Annotated in this window: 19 protein-coding genes and 1 riboswitch; of the genes, 3 read left to right on the top strand and 16 right to left on the bottom strand. The window is 72.2% G+C overall.

Going from position 1 to position 16,433, the window contains the following annotated elements:
* Window positions 1-2 precede the first annotated feature (2 nt).
* The 5 genes from AB0H57_RS16785 to AB0H57_RS16805 all read right to left on the bottom strand — a co-directional run bounded on the left by AB0H57_RS16785 (window position 3) and on the right by AB0H57_RS16805 (window position 3,251).
* A complete protein-coding gene (locus AB0H57_RS16785; protein WP_357507246.1) occupies window positions 3-821 on the bottom strand; it encodes a DUF4231 domain-containing protein in 819 nt (272 codons plus the stop codon).
* A 27-nt stretch (window positions 822-848) separates the two neighbouring features.
* Window positions 849-1,115, bottom strand: coding sequence for a cell division protein SepF (gene sepF, locus AB0H57_RS16790; protein ID WP_357507248.1), 267 nt, complete (start codon window positions 1,113-1,115; stop codon window positions 849-851).
* A 319-nt stretch (window positions 1,116-1,434) separates the two neighbouring features.
* Entirely contained in the window at window positions 1,435-2,199 is a 765-nt protein-coding gene (locus AB0H57_RS16795) for a crotonase/enoyl-CoA hydratase family protein (RefSeq protein ID WP_357507250.1), read from the bottom strand.
* 84 nt (window positions 2,200-2,283) lie between these two features.
* Window positions 2,284-2,493, bottom strand: coding sequence for a DUF397 domain-containing protein (locus AB0H57_RS16800; protein WP_357507252.1), 210 nt, complete (start codon window positions 2,491-2,493; stop codon window positions 2,284-2,286).
* Window positions 2,484-3,251, bottom strand: a complete 768-nt coding sequence (locus AB0H57_RS16805) for a DUF5753 domain-containing protein (RefSeq protein ID WP_357507254.1) — start codon at window positions 3,249-3,251, stop codon at window positions 2,484-2,486. Before AB0H57_RS16805 ends, AB0H57_RS16800 begins: the two co-directional genes overlap by 10 nt.
* Window positions 3,252-3,439: 188 nt before the next feature.
* On the opposite strand from AB0H57_RS16805, the gene AB0H57_RS16810 reads away from it, so the two are divergent.
* Together AB0H57_RS16810 and AB0H57_RS16815 are read left to right on the top strand one after the other, a co-directional pair.
* The gene (locus AB0H57_RS16810; RefSeq protein WP_357507256.1) at window positions 3,440-3,643 is read left to right on the top strand and encodes a hypothetical protein; all 204 of its coding nucleotides are present in this window, start codon (window positions 3,440-3,442) and stop codon (window positions 3,641-3,643) included.
* A 26-nt stretch (window positions 3,644-3,669) separates the two neighbouring features.
* Entirely contained in the window at window positions 3,670-3,888 is a 219-nt protein-coding gene (locus AB0H57_RS16815) for a flavin reductase (RefSeq protein ID WP_357507258.1), read from the top strand.
* 74 nt (window positions 3,889-3,962) lie between these two features.
* On the opposite strand, the gene AB0H57_RS16820 is transcribed toward AB0H57_RS16815, so the two are convergent.
* Both AB0H57_RS16820 and AB0H57_RS16825 read right to left on the bottom strand, forming a co-directional pair.
* Window positions 3,963-4,958, bottom strand: a complete 996-nt coding sequence (locus AB0H57_RS16820; protein WP_357507322.1) for a ribonucleotide-diphosphate reductase subunit beta — start codon at window positions 4,956-4,958, stop codon at window positions 3,963-3,965.
* Between the two features lie 2 nt (window positions 4,959-4,960).
* Window positions 4,961-7,303 (bottom strand): ribonucleoside-diphosphate reductase subunit alpha, encoded by a 2,343-nt coding sequence (locus AB0H57_RS16825; RefSeq protein WP_357507260.1) that lies wholly within the window; start codon window positions 7,301-7,303, stop codon window positions 4,961-4,963.
* A 153-nt stretch (window positions 7,304-7,456) separates the two neighbouring features.
* A riboswitch (cobalamin riboswitch) is annotated at window positions 7,457-7,604 on the bottom strand.
* A 219-nt stretch (window positions 7,605-7,823) separates the two neighbouring features.
* On the opposite strand from AB0H57_RS16825, the gene AB0H57_RS16830 reads away from it, so the two are divergent.
* Window positions 7,824-8,663 (top strand): Rieske 2Fe-2S domain-containing protein, encoded by an 840-nt coding sequence (locus AB0H57_RS16830; RefSeq protein ID WP_357507262.1) that lies wholly within the window; start codon window positions 7,824-7,826, stop codon window positions 8,661-8,663.
* Window positions 8,664-9,378: 715 nt separating this feature from the next.
* Here AB0H57_RS16830 and AB0H57_RS16835 read toward each other — a convergent pair.
* From AB0H57_RS16835 to AB0H57_RS16875, 9 genes are all read right to left on the bottom strand, one after another.
* The gene (locus tag AB0H57_RS16835; protein ID WP_357507264.1) at window positions 9,379-10,659 is read right to left on the bottom strand and encodes a LysM peptidoglycan-binding domain-containing protein; all 1,281 of its coding nucleotides are present in this window, start codon (window positions 10,657-10,659) and stop codon (window positions 9,379-9,381) included.
* Window positions 10,660-10,673: 14 nt separating this feature from the next.
* On the bottom strand, window positions 10,674-11,123 hold the full coding sequence (locus AB0H57_RS16840; RefSeq protein ID WP_357507266.1) for a hypothetical protein: 450 nt from the start codon (window positions 11,121-11,123) through the stop codon (window positions 10,674-10,676).
* On the bottom strand, window positions 11,120-11,599 hold the full coding sequence (locus AB0H57_RS16845; protein ID WP_357507268.1) for a TadE/TadG family type IV pilus assembly protein: 480 nt from the start codon (window positions 11,597-11,599) through the stop codon (window positions 11,120-11,122). The genes AB0H57_RS16840 and AB0H57_RS16845 overlap by 4 nt, the downstream gene beginning before the upstream one ends.
* On the bottom strand, window positions 11,584-12,021 hold the full coding sequence (locus AB0H57_RS16850) for a TadE/TadG family type IV pilus assembly protein (RefSeq protein ID WP_357507270.1): 438 nt from the start codon (window positions 12,019-12,021) through the stop codon (window positions 11,584-11,586). Before AB0H57_RS16850 ends, AB0H57_RS16845 begins: the two co-directional genes overlap by 16 nt.
* Window positions 12,022-12,031: 10 nt before the next feature.
* A complete protein-coding gene (locus AB0H57_RS16855; RefSeq protein WP_357507272.1) occupies window positions 12,032-12,235 on the bottom strand; it encodes a hypothetical protein in 204 nt (67 codons plus the stop codon).
* Window positions 12,236-12,260: 25 nt separating this feature from the next.
* Window positions 12,261-13,127, bottom strand: a complete 867-nt coding sequence (locus tag AB0H57_RS16860; RefSeq protein WP_357507324.1) for a type II secretion system F family protein — start codon at window positions 13,125-13,127, stop codon at window positions 12,261-12,263.
* 61 nt (window positions 13,128-13,188) lie between these two features.
* On the bottom strand, window positions 13,189-14,091 hold the full coding sequence (locus AB0H57_RS16865) for a type II secretion system F family protein (protein WP_357507274.1): 903 nt from the start codon (window positions 14,089-14,091) through the stop codon (window positions 13,189-13,191).
* Window positions 14,088-15,638, bottom strand: coding sequence for a CpaF/VirB11 family protein (locus AB0H57_RS16870; RefSeq protein ID WP_357507276.1), 1,551 nt, complete (start codon window positions 15,636-15,638; stop codon window positions 14,088-14,090). The genes AB0H57_RS16865 and AB0H57_RS16870 overlap by 4 nt, the downstream gene beginning before the upstream one ends.
* Window positions 15,628-16,431 (bottom strand): ParA family protein, encoded by an 804-nt coding sequence (locus AB0H57_RS16875; RefSeq protein WP_357507278.1) that lies wholly within the window; start codon window positions 16,429-16,431, stop codon window positions 15,628-15,630. Before AB0H57_RS16875 ends, AB0H57_RS16870 begins: the two co-directional genes overlap by 11 nt.
* Window positions 16,432-16,433: the final 2 nt, after the last annotated feature.

The raw sequence follows: 16,433 nt of genomic DNA on the forward strand, positions 1-16,433 counted from the left end.
CTTTAATCGGTAGGACTGCGAGATTCAGGTGGCTGTTCCAGGTTTTGTTGGCGCTTCTTCTGTTCGGACTTCAGCCGGTGGACTTCCTCTACGAACTCTGCGAGTGCCTCATCTTCGTTTTCGATACGCTTGTAACGCCCCACCCCAATTTCTACCGCCTCCCACTCGTGTTCAATCGCGTCGGCGGTTTGCTGTAGATAGAAGCTGCGCTCCTTGTACTTGAAGTACCCCATAAATCCACTTGAGATGCCGACTGCGAAGGTAATCACCAGAATCAGCCAACGTACTTGCGTAAGTTCCGTAGCAACCCCGGAGGCGCCGGTGGCTGCTAGCGAGCCGATAATTAGGAATCCCTGCAGGAAGTTATTGATCCGGCGATAGTGTTTGCTTTCGGACCTCAGTTGGTCAATGTCGGCGTAGGCATCTTCCTTGTAGGTGATGCGCCGGACCTTGGCGGGTACGTCGGCGTTCGCCAAGAGATCTTTTCTAAACTCGCGAAGGCGTGCGAGTTGTAATTCCAACTCGCCCTCGGTTAACCTCTTTCCGCCTTCATCTGCAGGGCCTCCGGGTTGGCGCTTCAGCCTGTAGGAGGCGACGCAGAAAGAGATTGCGACTGGTATCGCTGGGATGCAGATCGCGAGCAGGATGTTATCGCTAATGCCGGGAATCCAGAGCAGTGAGTACAGGAGTAGTGCTAGGAGAGGTCCGAATACTAGAGAAAGGTTCGACCATCGATGGCGACGCCGTGCAACGTTCAAATCGTGTTCGGTTTCGCGCACTTGGTGGTTGAGGGTGAGTAGTTGCTCCCTTGTGGTGGCCAAGGTGCCTTCCTTGTTTGCATATTAAAGCTAGGACTTTGGTGTCACGACAATGACGTCAGCTGTTACTCGGAAAATCCACCCCCTTGAAATGGAGGCCATCCCGCTGCAGAAATTCACCAAATGGACCGCGTCGTTCGGGGGTAGCATTCGGAGGTCGATCGTGACGACGTTGCCCGACCGAAGCGCCTCAGACGCCTCGCGAGCTGCAGACTCAAATTCTCTACCCGTTATCTCGTGTGGTGCTTGGAGGCGTACCCGCGGATCTTGTCGTGCATGGACGCTGTAGCTGTTCATGCTCGCGGCGATTCTGACGATTTGCTCCAGCTGGTCCGCGCGCGTGTCGTTCCAGGCGTTAGCTGTTGGGGAGGGCGACCTGCGATAGTCGGCCAATCGCCTACTGATAGGAATGGCTAGGGCGACTGCCGTGAACGCCAACAGTATCGGCGGCCCCCAAGAGTTGACGACGGAAAGAAGCACAGGGTCACCGGGCACTGAAGCGACTCTAGTGGGACTAGAAGGTAATAGAGGTCGACCGCTGCTGAATTGTCGCCTAGTTGACCGATCTATTGCGCTGTCAGCGGCGGCGTGCTCGTCGTAAATGTATTGCCTGCTTCTAACCGATGGTCCCGCCGTGTCGGCCGGCGCCCGCCGCGAACCGGGCCGCGCCGTCCGCCGCGTCCGCGGCCAGCGACTCCAGGCCGTAGGCCAGCTCGACCGCGAGGGCCTCCGGCTCGGGCCGGCCGGTGGTGGCGAGCATCGCGGCCCGGTCGTTGCGCAGGCAGGCCTGCGGATGCCGGGCGATCTCGGCGGCGAGCCGCTCGGCCGCCGCCCGCGCCGCACCCGGCGCGACCAGCCGGTTCACCAACCCCATCGCGTACGCCTCGTCGGCCGCGACGGGCCGGCCGGTGAGGATCAGGTCCATCGCCCGGCTCTGGCCGATCAGCCTCGGCAGGCGGACCGTCCCGCCGTCGATCAGCGGCACGCCCCACCGCCGGCAGAAGACCCCGAGCGTGGCATCGGACTCGGCCACCCGCAGGTCGCACCAGAGCGCCAACTCCAGGCCGCCGGCCACCGCGTACCCGGAGATCGCGGCGACGACCGGTTTGGACAGTGTCATCCGGGTGGGGCCCATCGGGCCGTCGCCCTCCGGTTCGACCCGGTTGCCGCTGGGCGTGCCGATCGCCTTGAGGTCGGCGCCCGCGCAGAAGGTGCCGCCGGCGCCCCAGAGCACCGCGACCGCCGCCGCCGGGTCGGCGTCGAAGGCGCGGAACGCGTCGGCCAGCGCTCGTGCGGTCGGGCCGTCGACGGCGTTGCGGGCCGCCGGCCGGTCCAGGATCACCGTGGTCACCGGCCCGGCGCGCTCCACCCGTACGCTCATCCGCCCAGCATGGCGGGTGCCCGGCGCGGCGGCTACCCGCCGCCGTCCGCGGTCGGCCTGGGCCTCGGCTCCGTGCTTTCGCGCCTATGAACTTGATGACGTAGACGAATCGGTCGGCAGCTCGGTGAGGAAGGCGCGCCAGGCGGCCGGGCGGAAGGTGAGTACGGGTCCGGCGGGGTCCTTGGAGTCGCGGACCGCGACGGTGCCGGGCAGGTTGTCGGCGACCTCTACACAGTCGCCGCCGTTGTTGCCGCTCCTCGTGCTCTTCCGCCAACGCGCGCCGGTCAGGTCCATGATCTTGCCGCTTCCCTGAGCAGATCCAGGGAACGTCCGCGGGGCAGGGCCTCGCCTCGGATGCGTTCCCACCGTCGATCGAGGTTAGCAAACTCCGCGCTCTGCTCCAGGATCTGCGCCTGCGCCTGACTGTCGACGTGCGCGACCCGGCCGCCGCCCTCCAGTTCGGCAATGGTGAATGGGCCACCCAGTCCCGAGTACATGCCGACGTCAACCGGCACGATGTGCACCTGCACCGACGGAAGCTCGGCGCACTCGGCAAGGAACGTGCACTGCTCAGACATGAGTCCCCGGTCACCGTAGGCACTTCGGCGAAGGACCGACTCGTCGATGACGGCGATCAGCAGCGGCGGGCGATCACGGCGCAGGATCGACTGACGGTCCAGCCGGGCCGCCACCAGTTCGTCCACCTCTTGGGCGGTCAGCGCCTCTCCGGTGAGGGTGGCTCGGGCGTACGCCTCCGTCTGAAGCAGGCCCGGCACCCAGGCGAGCTGGTAGGCCCGTAGCGCGACCGCCTCCCGTTCGATGTCCGCCCAGGGGCGGAACCACGCCGGCTCTCGCCGCTTCAAGACGTCCGGCCAGAGGTCCTTTACGTCCCGGTGAAGGATTGCCGCGACCTGGGAACGGTGACGGGGTTGCGGCACGCGTCCCGGGTTCACCCACCGCTGCGCCGTCTTGGGATCAACACCCACCTGACCTGCAAGCGACTCGGCAGTCTCGCCCGCCTCCGCCATTGCCGCGATAAGCCCGTGGTTCATCCTGCCTCCCATATGGACGTCCCGAACGTCTGCCGAACCTACCGCAACGCTGTGTGTTTGTTCCATCACCCGCGCGAGGGTGTTGATGAGGCGGCGCGGCCGGTGGAGGCGAAGCCCGGCGGCCGGCGTCAGCAGCGGGGCCGCCCCGGTGAGTCGGGGCGGCCCCCCCAACTCCCGAAGGAGGCTCGGTGAGTTTCTGGTTCTGGCGGCGGCGCACGCCCGTCGCGTCCGTCCACATTCCGCGTCCGCGAAGCCCGCACAACGAGGGGCCGAGCTGGTCGGCCCAGCCCACCGAGGTCTTCCCGACCCTCGGCCCCGGGCGCGCCGGCAACCTCACCCCGGCGCAGCGCTGGCGGGCCGGTGGGTGGCGCCGCAACGGCGGCCTCCGGTGAGCCGGCCGGCCCGTCCGCACGTACCCATGCGGCCGTTGTGGCGGTGCCGGGCGTGCGGCGCGGAGTGGCCGTGCCAACCGGCGCGGCTCGCGCTGCTGGTCGAGTACCGGGCGGACCGGACCGCTCTGCTGGTCTATCTGAGCACCCTGATGGCGGAGGCCGGTGGGCAGCTCGCCCAGCTCAACGGGCACGTCGTGCCGGCGAACCTGACCGAGCGGTTCCTGGCCTGGGCCCGCGCCCGGTGATTCGTTCACGACATCAAGTTGGTAGGGCGCGAGGCGGGTGTCCCCGGGGTCGGCTCCAGGGACACCCGCCGGCCTCAGAACGCCTCGTCCAGCGCCACCGTCCCCTCGACCGCCACCTGGTACGCCGACACCCGGCGCTCGAAGAAGTTGGTCAGCTCCTGCACGTCCTGAAGCTCCATGAACGGGAACGGGTTGGCCGACCCGTACGCCGGGGGCAGGCCGAGCCGGGCGAGCCGCGCGTCCGCGACGTACTCCAGGTAGCGGCGCATGTCGGCGGTGTTCATCCCCGGCAGCCCGTCCCCGCAGAGGTCGCGGGCGAAGGCCAGCTCCGCCGCGACGGCCTCGTCCAGCATGGTCCGCACCTGGGCGGTCAGCTCCGCGTCGAACAGCGACGGCTCCTCGGCGCGGACCGTGTCCACCACCGAGAAGGCGAACTCCATGTGCATCGACTCGTCCCGGAACACCCAATTGGTGCCGGTGGCCAGGCCGGGGAGCAGGCCGCGCGAGCGCAGCCAGTAGACGTACGCGAAGGCGCCGTAGAAGAACAGCCCCTCCACACACGCGGCGAAGCAGATCAGGTTGAGCAGGAACGCCCGCCGGTCGGCGCGGGTCGCCAGCCGGTCCAGCGACCCGATCGAGTCGATCCAGCGGAAGCAGAACTCCGCCTTGTCCCGGATGGACGGGATGTGCTCGACCGCCGCGAACGCCTTCGCCCGCTCCTCGTGGTCGGGCAGATAGGTGTCCAGCAGGGTCAGGTAGAACTGGACGTGCACCGCCTCCTCGAAGAGCTGGCGGGACAGGTACAGCCGGGCCTCGGGCGCGTTGACGTGCTGGTAGAGGTTGAGCACCAGGTTGTTCGCCACGATCGAGTCGCCGGTGGCGAAGAACGCCACCAAGCGGTGCACCAGGTGCCGCTCGCCGGGCGAGAGCTTCGCCAGATCGGGTACGTCGGAGGCCAGGTCCACCTCCTCCACCGTCCAGGTGTTGCGGATGGCGGCCCGGAACCGCTCGTAGAAGTCCGGGTAGCGCATCGGTCGCAGGGTCAGGTCCATACCGGGGTCGAGGAGCATGGTCACTGGCAGGCCTCGCAGATCTCCGGGTTCTCCAACGAACAGGCGACCGCGTCGTCGTCGCTCGCTTCGATCTCGCTCGCCCCGAGCGAGATCAAGTTGTTGATAGGGGGCCCCTGCTCTACCGGAGGCGTTAAGAAGGGGCCCTTCCTTACCGTGGTCTGGGTGATGCGGGTGGCGGGGCGGGACCGCAGGTAGTAGGTCGTCTTCAGGCCGGCCCGCCAGGCGTACGCGTACATCGAGGAGAGCCGGCCGATGGTCGGGTTGGCCTGGAACAGGTTCAGCGACTGCGACTGGTCCACGTACGGCGCGCGGGCCGCGGCCAGGTCGATCAGCGCCTTCTGCGGCAGCTCCCACGCGGTGCGGTGCAGCGCCTTCAGCTCCGCCGGCAGGTCCAGGTCCTGCACCGAGCCGTCGGCTTGCTTGATCGCCTCCCGGGTCGCCGCGTCCCACCGGCCCAGCCGCTTCAGGTCCGCCACCAGATGCCGGTTGACCTGGAGGAACTCCCCGGACAGCGTCTCCCGCTTGAACAGGTTGGACACCAGCGGCTCCACGCACTCGGCGCAGCCGGCGATCGAGGCGATGGTGGCGGTCGGGGCGATCGCCACCAGCAGCGAGTTGCGCAGCCCGTGCCGCGCGATCTTCTCCCGGACCGCGGCCCACGCGTCGGGGCGGGTCGGCCGGGCGTCCGGCCAGTGGTCCGGGTGCAGCACCCCGCCGGCCGCCCGGGTCAGCGGGTACGCCGGGTGTGCCCCCTTCGCGGCGGCCAGGTCGGCCGACGCGTCGTACGCGGCCAGCGCGATCTCCTCGGCGATCCGGGTGGACAGGGCCAGCGCCTCCGGCGAGTCGAACGGCAGCCGCAGCGCGGCGAACACGTCGGCCAGCCCCATCACGCCCAGCCCCAGCGGTCGCCAGCGCCGGTGCGCGGTGCCCGCCTCCTCGGTGGGGAACCAGTTCCGGTCGATCGCCCGGTCCAGCGCGCCCACGGCCAACCGCACCGTCCCGCCCAGCGTGGCGAAGTCGACCCCGTCCGGGGTCAGGTGCGCGGCCAGGTTGATCGACCCGAGGGTGCAGACGGCCGTCTCGTCGTCGCTGGTCACCTCCAGGATCTCGGTGCACAGGTTGGAGTGGTGCACCACCCCGCCGCCGTTGCCGACCTGGTTGCAGGTGCGGTTCGCCGCGTCGGAGAACGTCATCCAGCCGTTGCCGGTCTGCGCCAGGGTGCGCATCATCCGCCCGTACAGGGTGCGGGCCGCCACGGTGCGGACGGCCTTGCCGGCGGCCTCGGCCGCCCGGTACGCGGCGTCGAACTCGTCGCCCCAGAGGTCGACCAGTTCGGGCACCTCCTTCGGGTCGAACAGCGACCACTGCGCGTCCGTCTCGACCCGGCGCATGAACTCGTCCGGCACCCAGTTGGCCAGGTTCAGGTTGTGCGTACGCCGGGCCTCGTCGCCGGTGTTGTCCTTGAGCTCCAGGAACTCCTCGATGTCGGCGTGCCAGGTGTCCAGGTAGACGCAGGCGGCGCCCTTGCGCCGGCCGCCCTGGTTGACCGCCGCCACGCTGGCGTCCAGGGTGCGCAGCCAGGGCACGATGCCGTTGGAGCGGCCGTTGGTGCCCCGGATCAGCGACCCCCGCGAACGCACCCGGGACCACGAGACGCCGATCCCGCCGGCGAACTTCGACAGCCGGGCGATCTGGGTGTACCGCTGGTAGATCGAGTCCAGCTCGTCGCGCGGCGAGTCGACCAGGAAGCAGGAGGAGAGCTGCTGGTGCCGGGCGCCGGCGTTGAACAGCGTCGGCGAGCTGGGCAGGTAGGCCAGCCGGGACATCAGCCGGTAGAGGGCGCCGGCCTCGGCGACCGTGTCGGACAGGCCGGTGGCGACCCGCAGCCAGAAGTGCTGCGGGCGCTCCAGCACCGCCCGGGTGGTGGGATGCCGCAGCAGGTAGCGGTCCGCAACCGTCCGCAGGCCGAAGTACTCGAACGCGTCGTCGGCCGCGTGGTCGACCAGGCCGTCGAGGGCGTCGGCGTGCGTCGCGACGAAGCCGGCGAAGTCCGGGTCGAGCAACCCCTCGGCGTACGCGGCGGCGACGCTGTCGCTGAACCGCATGATGCCCTGGGCGTCGGTCTCGGCGGCGAGGCGCGTGGCGAGCAGCCGCGCGGCGATCTTCGCGTACGCCGGTTCCTCGGCGATCAGTCCGGCCGCCGCCGAGATCGCCAGCTCGGTCAGTTCGGCCGCGTCGGCCCGGGCGGTACGCCCCGACGCGACCAGCGCGAGGATCCGCTCGGGGTCGGTGTCGGGCAGGTCGTGGTGGTGCCGGTGGAGCAGGGTGGATGACGCCGTCACGTGCTCTCCTGGGTCGTCGGTGTGGACCGCGGCAGGGCACGACGGCACGCCGGATCACCGCCGGTCGGTGTGCCGGCGACGATCCACTGCGGCTCGACGGCCCTCCCACGAGGCCCCGAGGTAACGCGCACCCGGCGGGCGCGCCCTGCTGGCAGGTCTTCGGACTCGCGGGCGTACGCGTTCGCACGCGTGGCCTACTGGCCGTCGCTTCCCGGGCCCCGTCGGGCCCAGTGCTTCGTGACGGCGGTCGTTCCCGCTCACCGCTGCGGGGCAGTCCCGGACTCGCACCGGGTTCCCTGTTCGGCGCGGACGCCTGGCGGGCACCGCGCCTGGCGGACCCGTCGGACGGGTCGCACCAGCAGTGAATCGATCCTAGATGTAGTGGTGTCCCAAAAGCCACCACACCAGATGCTGTGGGCGTGTCGCGCGGCTGGTGCCCGATCGGGTGACGGGCGAGAAAGGCGCCGTCGCCCGGTTTGCGCCCGCTCCTGTCGGGAAGTCGGAGAAGGTGCGAGCGCTGATGACGAAACTGGAACAGGACAGCCGGCTGGACCGGATCGGCGACCGGCTGCAGCGGCGGGTCCAGTCCACCCTGCGCAGCCAGCGGGTCCGCGACCTGCTGCACGGGGTGCCGCTGGGTCACCCGCTGCACCCGGCGATGGTGCAGGTGCCGGTCGGCGCCTGGATCAGCGCCGCGGTGCTCGACCTGCTCCCCGGCCAGCGACGCGCGGCCACCACGCTGGTGGCGCTCGGCACCGCCAGCGCGGTGCCGAGTGCCGTCGCCGGCCTCAACGACTGGGCCGGCCTGTCCCGGGACCAGCGCCGAATCGGCCTGATTCACGCCGCAGCCAACGCGATCGGGCTGACGCTCTACGCCGGCTCGCTGGCCGCCCGGCTGAACGGCCGGCACGGGACCGGCCGCGCGCTGGCGTACCTGGGGTTGGGTGCGGCGAGCGCGGGGGCGTACATCGGCGGGCACCTGGCGTACAAGCAGGGGGCGCAGGTCAGCCAGAGCGTCTCCGAGCTGCACCGGATGGGCGACGAATGGCAGCCGGTGGCCGACCTGGCGTCACTGCCGCAGCGCGAGCTGGTCACCTGCGAGGTCGGTGACGTCTCGGTGATCCTCTACCGGCACGGCGACGAGGTGACCGTGATGCTGGAACGCTGCCCGCACCAGAGCGGGCCGCTCGGCGAGGGCGAGGTACGGGAGATCGACGGCCACGCCTGCGTGGTCTGCCCGTGGCACGGCAGCGCCTTCCGGCTCAACGGCGGCGAGGTGGTGCACGGGCCGTCCGGCACCGACCAGCAGGTCCTGCCGACCCGCGTGGTCGGCGGCGTGCTCCAGACCCGCCTGCCCTGACCCGCCTGCCCTGACCCGCCTGCCCTGCCCCGCTGGCCCGCCGGCCGTCACTGGTGGATCTCGGACGGCGGTCCGGAGCCTGGCCTTCCCTGGCCTTCCCTGGCCTCGCCTGGCTGTCCGTGGCCTTCCCTGGCCTCGCGTGGCCGCCCTTCGCTCTCTGCCCTTGGCCCTTCGCCCTTGGCCCTCCGCGCTTGGCCCTTCGCCTGCCCTGGCCGCCGCGACCCGAGATCCGCGGACAGCCGGTCCGAGGCCACGGAGTGCTTCTCGGCGCCTACCAACTTGATGTCACAGACGAATCACGACGGAGGTCGATGCCTCCTGCCGGGGGTCGATGCGAGGCCGTCACCAGCGTTGATTCCGCCACGCCCGTGCGGTGCTCCGCCCGAATCTCGGTGCAGTGATTCGTTTACGACATCAAGTTGGTAGGGCGCGAACAAGGGTGCCCACCGGCCGGCGGGCCGGCCGTCAGCGGGGTGGCTGCCTACGGGCCACCGTCGGGCGGGGTGACCGGGCCGGCGGCGGGACGGCTTGCGGGGCCACCGTCGGGCGAGGTGACCGGGCCGGCGGCGGGACGGCTTGCCGGGTGGCCGGCCCGCGAGGTGACCGGCCGGAGTGACGCCGGCCGGGCCACTGATGGGGCAGGTGGCCCGGCCGGCGTAACGGCCTGCGGGGGTGACCGGGCCGGCGGCATCGCGATGCCCGGACTCGGCCGGGCTCAGTCGCGGCGGTGCCGACCGTTGGCCAGGGCGCGGCCGGGACGGCGGCGCAACCCGAGCACCGCGCCGATCTGCGCGCCCACGATGCTCGCCACGGCCAGTACCGCGCTGACCGCGAGCGGCCGGTTCATCCCGTCGTCCTGGCCGGCTCGGGATGCCCCGGCTGCCATCGCCGGTGGGGCGCCGGCTGGCTGCCCGCCCGGGTCCGCCGGGTCCGCGTGTCCGCCGGGGACGCCCGTGTTCGCCGCCCTACCGTCCTTCGCCGGCCCACCCGTGTTCGCCGGCCCACCCACGCTCGTCGCTCCGCCCGCGTCGGTCGGGGCGCCAGGGGTCGTCTCGCCCGGCACCGCCCGCTCGTCCGGCGTCGGCGCGGTGCGCGGGGCGGTCGGGGAGGCGGCCGGCGGGTGCGGCGACGGCTTCCGGGGCGGCGACGACTCCGTGGCCGGCGACGGCTTCCGCAGCGTCGAGCCGGCCGGAATCACGTGTCCGGTGGCGTGCCGGCGTACCCCGCCGTCGTCGGCGCGGGCGGGCAGTCTGATCAACTGGCCGGGCTGGATCCGGTCCGCGTCGGGGAGCTGGTTCAGCGCCGCCACCTCGCGGTAGCGCTCGAAGTCGTCCAGGTATCGCTCGGCCACCTCGCCCAGGTAGTCGCCGCGCGCCACCCGGTAGACCGGGGTCGTCGCCGGCCCATCCGGGGCGCCGGCACGCGGCGGCAGGCCCGCGGCGGCAGGCCCGGCGAACGACCGGCCCATCGGCCCGCCCGCCGCCACGCCCGGTCCGCTCGTCGCCACGCCCGGACCCGCAGCAGCCAGGGCCGAATGGGCCGATGCCACGGCCGGACCGGCCGACGCCATGGCCGGGTGGGGCGCGGCGGCCACCGTGGCCGCGCTCGCCGCCGCCGGGGCCGCGGCCAGGATCAGCGCGACCGAGCCGACCAGGGCCGCCGCCGCCCGCTGCTGGCGGCGCATCCCGGGCAGCTTCGGCGCCGGGCGGCGCAGCACCTGCGCCACCAGCTCCACGAGTACGGAGAAGGCGAACGTCGCCCAGCCGAACCAGCCCAGCACCGCCAGCGCCCGCAGGAAGAGCTGGCCGTCGTCCCGACTGGTCAGCGTGGTGCCGATCTCCGCCAGGGTGGGCACGTGGTCGGGCAGCGGATTGCCGGCCAGGGCCAGCAGCGCCACCGGCGCCCCGACCAGCACTGCACAGAGCACGACCAGCGCGCCGAACCCGGTGAGGACCTGCCCGACCCGCCGTACGGCGGAACCACGGGATGCGGCCATGGCTGCCTTCCTTCCTACGGTTCCTCGGTGATCGTCCGGGCGGTGGCCTCGCCCGAGACGGTGACGGTGTTGCCGAAGCCGAAGAGGCCGAGCAGGTAGCGGTCGTAGGTCACGGTGACCCGGACCCGGACCCGCTTCTCGCCGTCCACCACCGGGAACGTAACGGTGTGGGCGTCGACGTCCGCGACGGTCAGGTAGCCGGCCACGGCCACCCGCGCCGCGTCCTCGTCGATCTCCTTCGGGCCGCCCGCGATGGCCCGGGCCCGGTCGATGGCCTGGCCGCCGGAACGGGCCGCCTCGGCGGCGAGGTTGTCCGCGCGCTGCATGGACCGGAGCTGACCGGCCCCGTCGAACGCCAACCCGATCACCACCAGGACACCGGTCATCGCCGCGGCCAGGAAGAGACTGATCCGGCCGGCGTCACCCGCGCCCGGCCCACCGCCAGGCGTGGCCGCCCGCCTCATCCCCGGCTCCGGTAGCGGTCCAGTGGGGAGGTGAAGGTCGCTGACACGGTGGTGCCGTCGGGCATCCCCGGCACCGTGGACAGGTGGATGTCGGCGTACGAGACGACGCAGCTGACCCGCACGGTGACCGTCGCGACGGTGCCCGTGCCACCGGCGAACGCCGCGTCGAAGCTGGTCGGGATGCCGGCCACCGAACCGCTGAAGGCCAACTGCGGCGCGCCCGTGCAGCTCAGCCGCTGCCAGTCCAGCGACGTCTGGACCGCCTCGGTCGCGGCGTCCCGCGCCGCGTCGGCGTTCCGCGAGATCGACGCCGCCCGGGCCGCGTCGTGCGCCGCCGAGCCGATCGCCTCCTGCGCGATCGCGGTACGCCCCGCCACCCCGGCCAGCACCAGCAGCGCGATGAACGCCGGGGCGAGTACCGCCACCTCGATGGAGACCGAGCCGCGTACGGCGCGCCCCGTCACGGGACGGTCCACCGTTCGACCGTGCCGTGCGCGGTCTGCCGCACGGCGAAGCTGACCCCCGGTACGACCGACAGGGACGTCCCGGTGACCGTGCAGGTCACCTGGTTGTCCTCGGTGACGCAGGCCGGCCCCGGATCCTGCCAGCCGACCAGCCAGTCCCCGGCGGCGGTCAGGAACGCCACGGCCCGTTGCTCACCCGCGCCCGGCGGCGCCTGGTAGACCCGCTGCGCGGTGACCGCGCTCTGCGCCGCGTTCAGCGCGGTGGCCCGGGCCACGAACCAGGCGGCCACCTGGATCGAGCCGAAGAGCAGCACGAAGACCACCGGCATCACCACCGCCAGCTCCACCGGGTTGGCGCCCCGGTCGTCGCGAGGCGCACTGACCGGCCCGGCAGTGGTCGCCCGGTCGGGGCCGGCGGGGAGGGCTCGGCGCATCGTGCGGTACCTACTGGCCGGCCGGGGCTTCCGGCACCGAGTCCATCCAGTCGGTGGCCCGGGTCATGACCAGGCCGGTGACCACGATGGCCGCGGCGACCAGGCCGAAGATGATGACGGCGGTCGGCACCGGGCTGTCGCCGCGCTCACCCGTGTGGCGCAGTTCGGCCAGCCGCGCGCTCAGCGCCGCGTGCAGGTAGGCGAAGAGGTGCATGGCGTACTCCTTCTGTCAGGGTTGCTCACAGTCGGGCGATGAACGGATAGACGGCGAAGCCGAGCAGGACGAAGACCAGCAGCGCGCCGGGGATGTCCAGCCGGCTGGTGATGCCCTCGGCGCGGGCCAGGTTGTCGGTGCGGATCTGGTCCCGCAGCGAGTCGGCGCGGCTGCGCAGCGTCTCGTGGACCTGGGCGCCCTCGCTGCCCGACGAGCGCATGATCGCGCCCACGTCGCCCAGCTCCGGGATGCCGATCCGGTCGGCCAGGTCGCGCAGCTCGTCCCACGGCGAGTGCATCTGCATCTGGGCGATCCGCAGCGACTCCCGAATCCGGTCGAAGACCCAGCCGTCGCAGACCGTGGCCGCCCGCTCCAGGGCCTGCACCGGGCCGTGCGCGGCGGAGAGCTGCAACGCCACCAGGTCCAGGTAGGTGCAGACGGCCTGGCGGAACTCCTCGCGGGCGGCGTCGGCCCGGGTCAGTACCGCGCGGTGGGCCAGCACGGCGGCGAACGCCGCCATGCCGAGGCTGCCCAGCACCGGCACGGCCACCGGCAGCCGGACGCCCATCAGGAACAGTCCCGCCCCGGCCACCGCCGGGGTGGCCAGGCCGATCAGCGCGGAGAGCAGCAGCGAGAAGGTGTACTGCTCGGGCGTCCGGTCGATCAGGGCGAGCTGGCGGTGCGGTGGGCGCAGCCAGCGGGACAACCCGCCCAGCCACTCCAGCCGCCGCGCGGTCGGGGCGACCGGGCCGACGCCCGGTGGCTGGTGCAGCCGGCGTAGCGCGGGACCGAGCGCCGGCGCCGCCGGCATCGCCTCCCGGACCAGCAGGAACAGCCCGAGCCCGACCACCGAGCCGCCGACCACGGCGAGGCTCAGCTGCCAGTTCAACAGCGCGCTCACGCGAGCCCCCCTTCGTTCGCGACTGCGGGGCTCGCAAGCTCACTCCTCGCGCTCACGCAATCACCTCCGCCGGGTCGGGGGTCGGCAGGAAGCGGGCCGGCCGGGGCGGCTGGCTCATCGACCGCACCCACACCAGCAGGCCGACGAAGGCGGCCCCCAGGAAGGTCATCACGAGCTGCCCCACCGGCGTCCCGTACGGCCGGATGTACTCGGTGTTCACCAGCCCGTACGCCAGGGTGGCCAGGGTCATCCCGGTCAGGAACCGGACCGCGAACCGGGGTTGGGTGCGCTTGGCCTCGATCTCCCGCCGGGTGGCCACCTCGGCTGCGGCGGCGGCGGCGATCGAGCCGAGCACGTCACCGAGCCGCTCGCCCCGGTCGGTCAGGTGCAGGATCAGCGCGGCCACCACCTGGTCGCAGACCGGGTCACCGATCTCGTCGGCGAAGGCGAGCAGGGCGGAGCGGGCCAGCCAGCCGGCCTGGAGCCGGGCGGCGAGCAGGCGTACCTCGTCCTGGATCTCCTCCGGCACGGTGTTGATGGTGCCGACGATCGACTGTTGGAGGCCCTGCCCGGTGGCGGAGACGTCCTTGAGCCGGCGGGTCCACTCGCCGACCGCCTCGATCCGTTCGATGGCCCGCTGCTCGGCCTTGCCCACGCCGAGCAGCCACGGGGTGCCCGGCACGGCGACCGCCACCAGCAGCCCCACCACCGGCAGCCCGGTGAGCAGGAAGGCGAGCGCGCCGGCCAGCAGCGCGCCGCCGACCAGCAGCCGGTGCCGCCGCTGCTCGCGCGGGTTGCCGCCGGGCCCCGACCACAGGCCGCGCAGCGGACGCCGGGCCCCGGGCGGGGGACCCGGTGGCCGGCGGGTGCCGACCAGGGCCACCACCGCCAGCACCAGACCGGCCACGCAGGCCGCGCCGGAGACCATGGCGATCAGCTCGATGTCGCTGGTCATCGGCTCTCCCCCCGGTCGGCCAGCCGGCTGCGCCGGGGACGCCGCCAGGCGCCCTGCCCGGCCTCGATGAACCGGGTCAACCGTCGGGCGTCGTAGCCGACCCGCAGCAGTTGGTCGCGGACCCGCTCGGGCAGGTGGCGGGGGACGGCCCGGCCGTCCGGCCCGGGGCCGAAGACCGTCGTGGTGGTGATCCGGTTGCCCTCGCCGACGCCGATCACCTCCTCTAGGTGGGAGACGAAGCGGTGCTTGCGGCCGCCGATCGCGGTCTCGTCCTCGACCGTCACGTAGACGATCAGATCCAGGGCGTTGCCGGCCATCCGACGGGCCTGCTCCACCGTCATCTCCCGGCCGTGGGCCAGCGCCAGCTCGATGATCCGCTCGCTCACCCCGGCCGGGGTACGGGCGTGGATGGTGCACATCGAACCGCGGCTGGTGGTCATCGCCTGGAGCATCGGCACGATCTCCCGGGAGCGGACCTCGCCGACGATGATCCGCAGCACGCCCATCCGCAGCGAGACGGGGATCAGGTCGGCGATGCTCACCTCGCCGGCGGGCCGGCCGTCCGCCCCGCGCTCGCCGTGGCCCTCCCGGGCCTCGAAGCTCATCACCGCCCGGTGCTTGAGCCCGCGCCGGGTGGGCAGCAGCTCCCGGCTCTCCTCCAGCAGCACGTACGGCTCGTCGGCGGGGATCTCGTCCATCAGTGCCCGGATGACCGTGGTCTTCCCGGCCCCGGCCAGCCCGGCGACCATGATGTTCAGCCCGGCCCGCAGCGACGCGCGGAGGAAGTCGCGCAGCAGCGGGTCGATCATCTCGTCCAGGTCGGGCCGCTCGCCGGCGATGTCGTCCAGGCTCACGTCCAGCGTGTTGTGCTTGCGGATCACCGCGTACGGGCGGTGGCTGACCAGGAAGACGGCGGCCAGCCGGCTGCCGTCGGGCAGCTGCAGGTCCAGGGTGGGCTTGGAGGTGGACAGCGAACGCTCGGTGGCCCCCGCCCGGCGGGCCGCCGCCTGGAGGATCTCCACCAGCTCGTCGTCGCTGTCGGCGATCGGTTCGAGCCAGTCCACCCCGCCGCCGTGCCGGGTGACGCGCACCTGGTCGCAGCCGAGGATGTGCACCTCCTCGATGCTCTCGTCGACCAGCAGCGTCTGGAGCCGGCCCAGCCCGACCAGTTCGGCGGTCACCTGGTCGAGCAGCAGCCGCTCCTCGCCGGCGGGCATCGGGGTGCCGGCCCGGCGCACCGAGTCGGCGTACGCGGAGACCACCGCGACCGCCAGCCGGGCCCGCTCGACCTCCTCCTCGTCCGGGTCGAACTCCCGGCCCCGCTGCCACAGGGCGAGCCGTTCGCTCAGCTCCCGGCGCAGCTCGCGGACCACCGCGAAGTCCACTCGGGGTCGCGCCGCCTCGGGCGGGGCGGGCGGCAGCACGGCGACCGGCTGGCCGGGCATCGGCGCGGTGGCGTGCGGGTAGCGGCCGTTGACCGGCGGCACGATCGACGCGGCGCCCGGCTGCTCCCCGCGCGGGTCGTGGTAGACCGGCTCAAACCGCATCCGGCACCCCTTGGGCGACGGCCGGCCAGGCCAGCCGCGCCCGCCGCTGGTCCAGGATCGACCGGATCGGCGTCTCCAGCGCGGCGGCCGCGCGCAGCAGGGGCCGCCCGGCGCGTACGGTGCCACCGAGGCTGAGCACCTGCGCGGTACGCGGATCCGCCGGCAGCCGGGCGATCACCGGTACGCCAAGTGCCTTGGCGATCTCGGCGTTGCCGTGCCCGTCCCCGACCACCAGCAGCCGCAGCGTGCCGGGCGGCACCCGGTGCTCGGCGAAGTCCCGCTCGATCGTCCGGATCATCGCCCGGGTGTCGGAGAGGCCGGGCAACTGGGCGCGGGTCACCAGCAGCACCACGTCGGCGGCGCGCAGCAGCGGCCACGGCGGCCCGACCACCGGCAACCGGCCACAGTCGACCAGCACGTCGTACGGTGGGTGGCCCTTTTCCAGGTCGGCGAAGAAGTCGGTGAACCGCTGCCAGAGCGGGGTGACGCTGCCGGCCTGGACCGGGTCGACCACGCCGGGCAGCAGCAGCCGTTCCCGCTTCGGCGCGTCCAGGTCGACCAGTTGCGACCAGAACGCCTGTTCCAGGTTGCCGTCGCGCAGTTCGCCGACGGCCAGTTCGCCGATGCCGCGCGGCCCGTCCAGCGCACCGCCCAGGTAGCCGGCCAGGATCGACCCGCCGGCCGGGTCGCACTCGGCCAGCACCAGGCGGCGCTGCCAGCTCAGGGTGCAGGCCAGCGCCGAGGTGGTGACGCCCGGCGAGCCCTTCGCCGACACCAGCGCGATGATCGCCATGC

The organism is Micromonospora sp. NPDC050686 (assembly GCF_040654475.1).
Lineage (GTDB): Bacteria > Actinomycetota > Actinomycetes > Mycobacteriales > Micromonosporaceae > Micromonospora.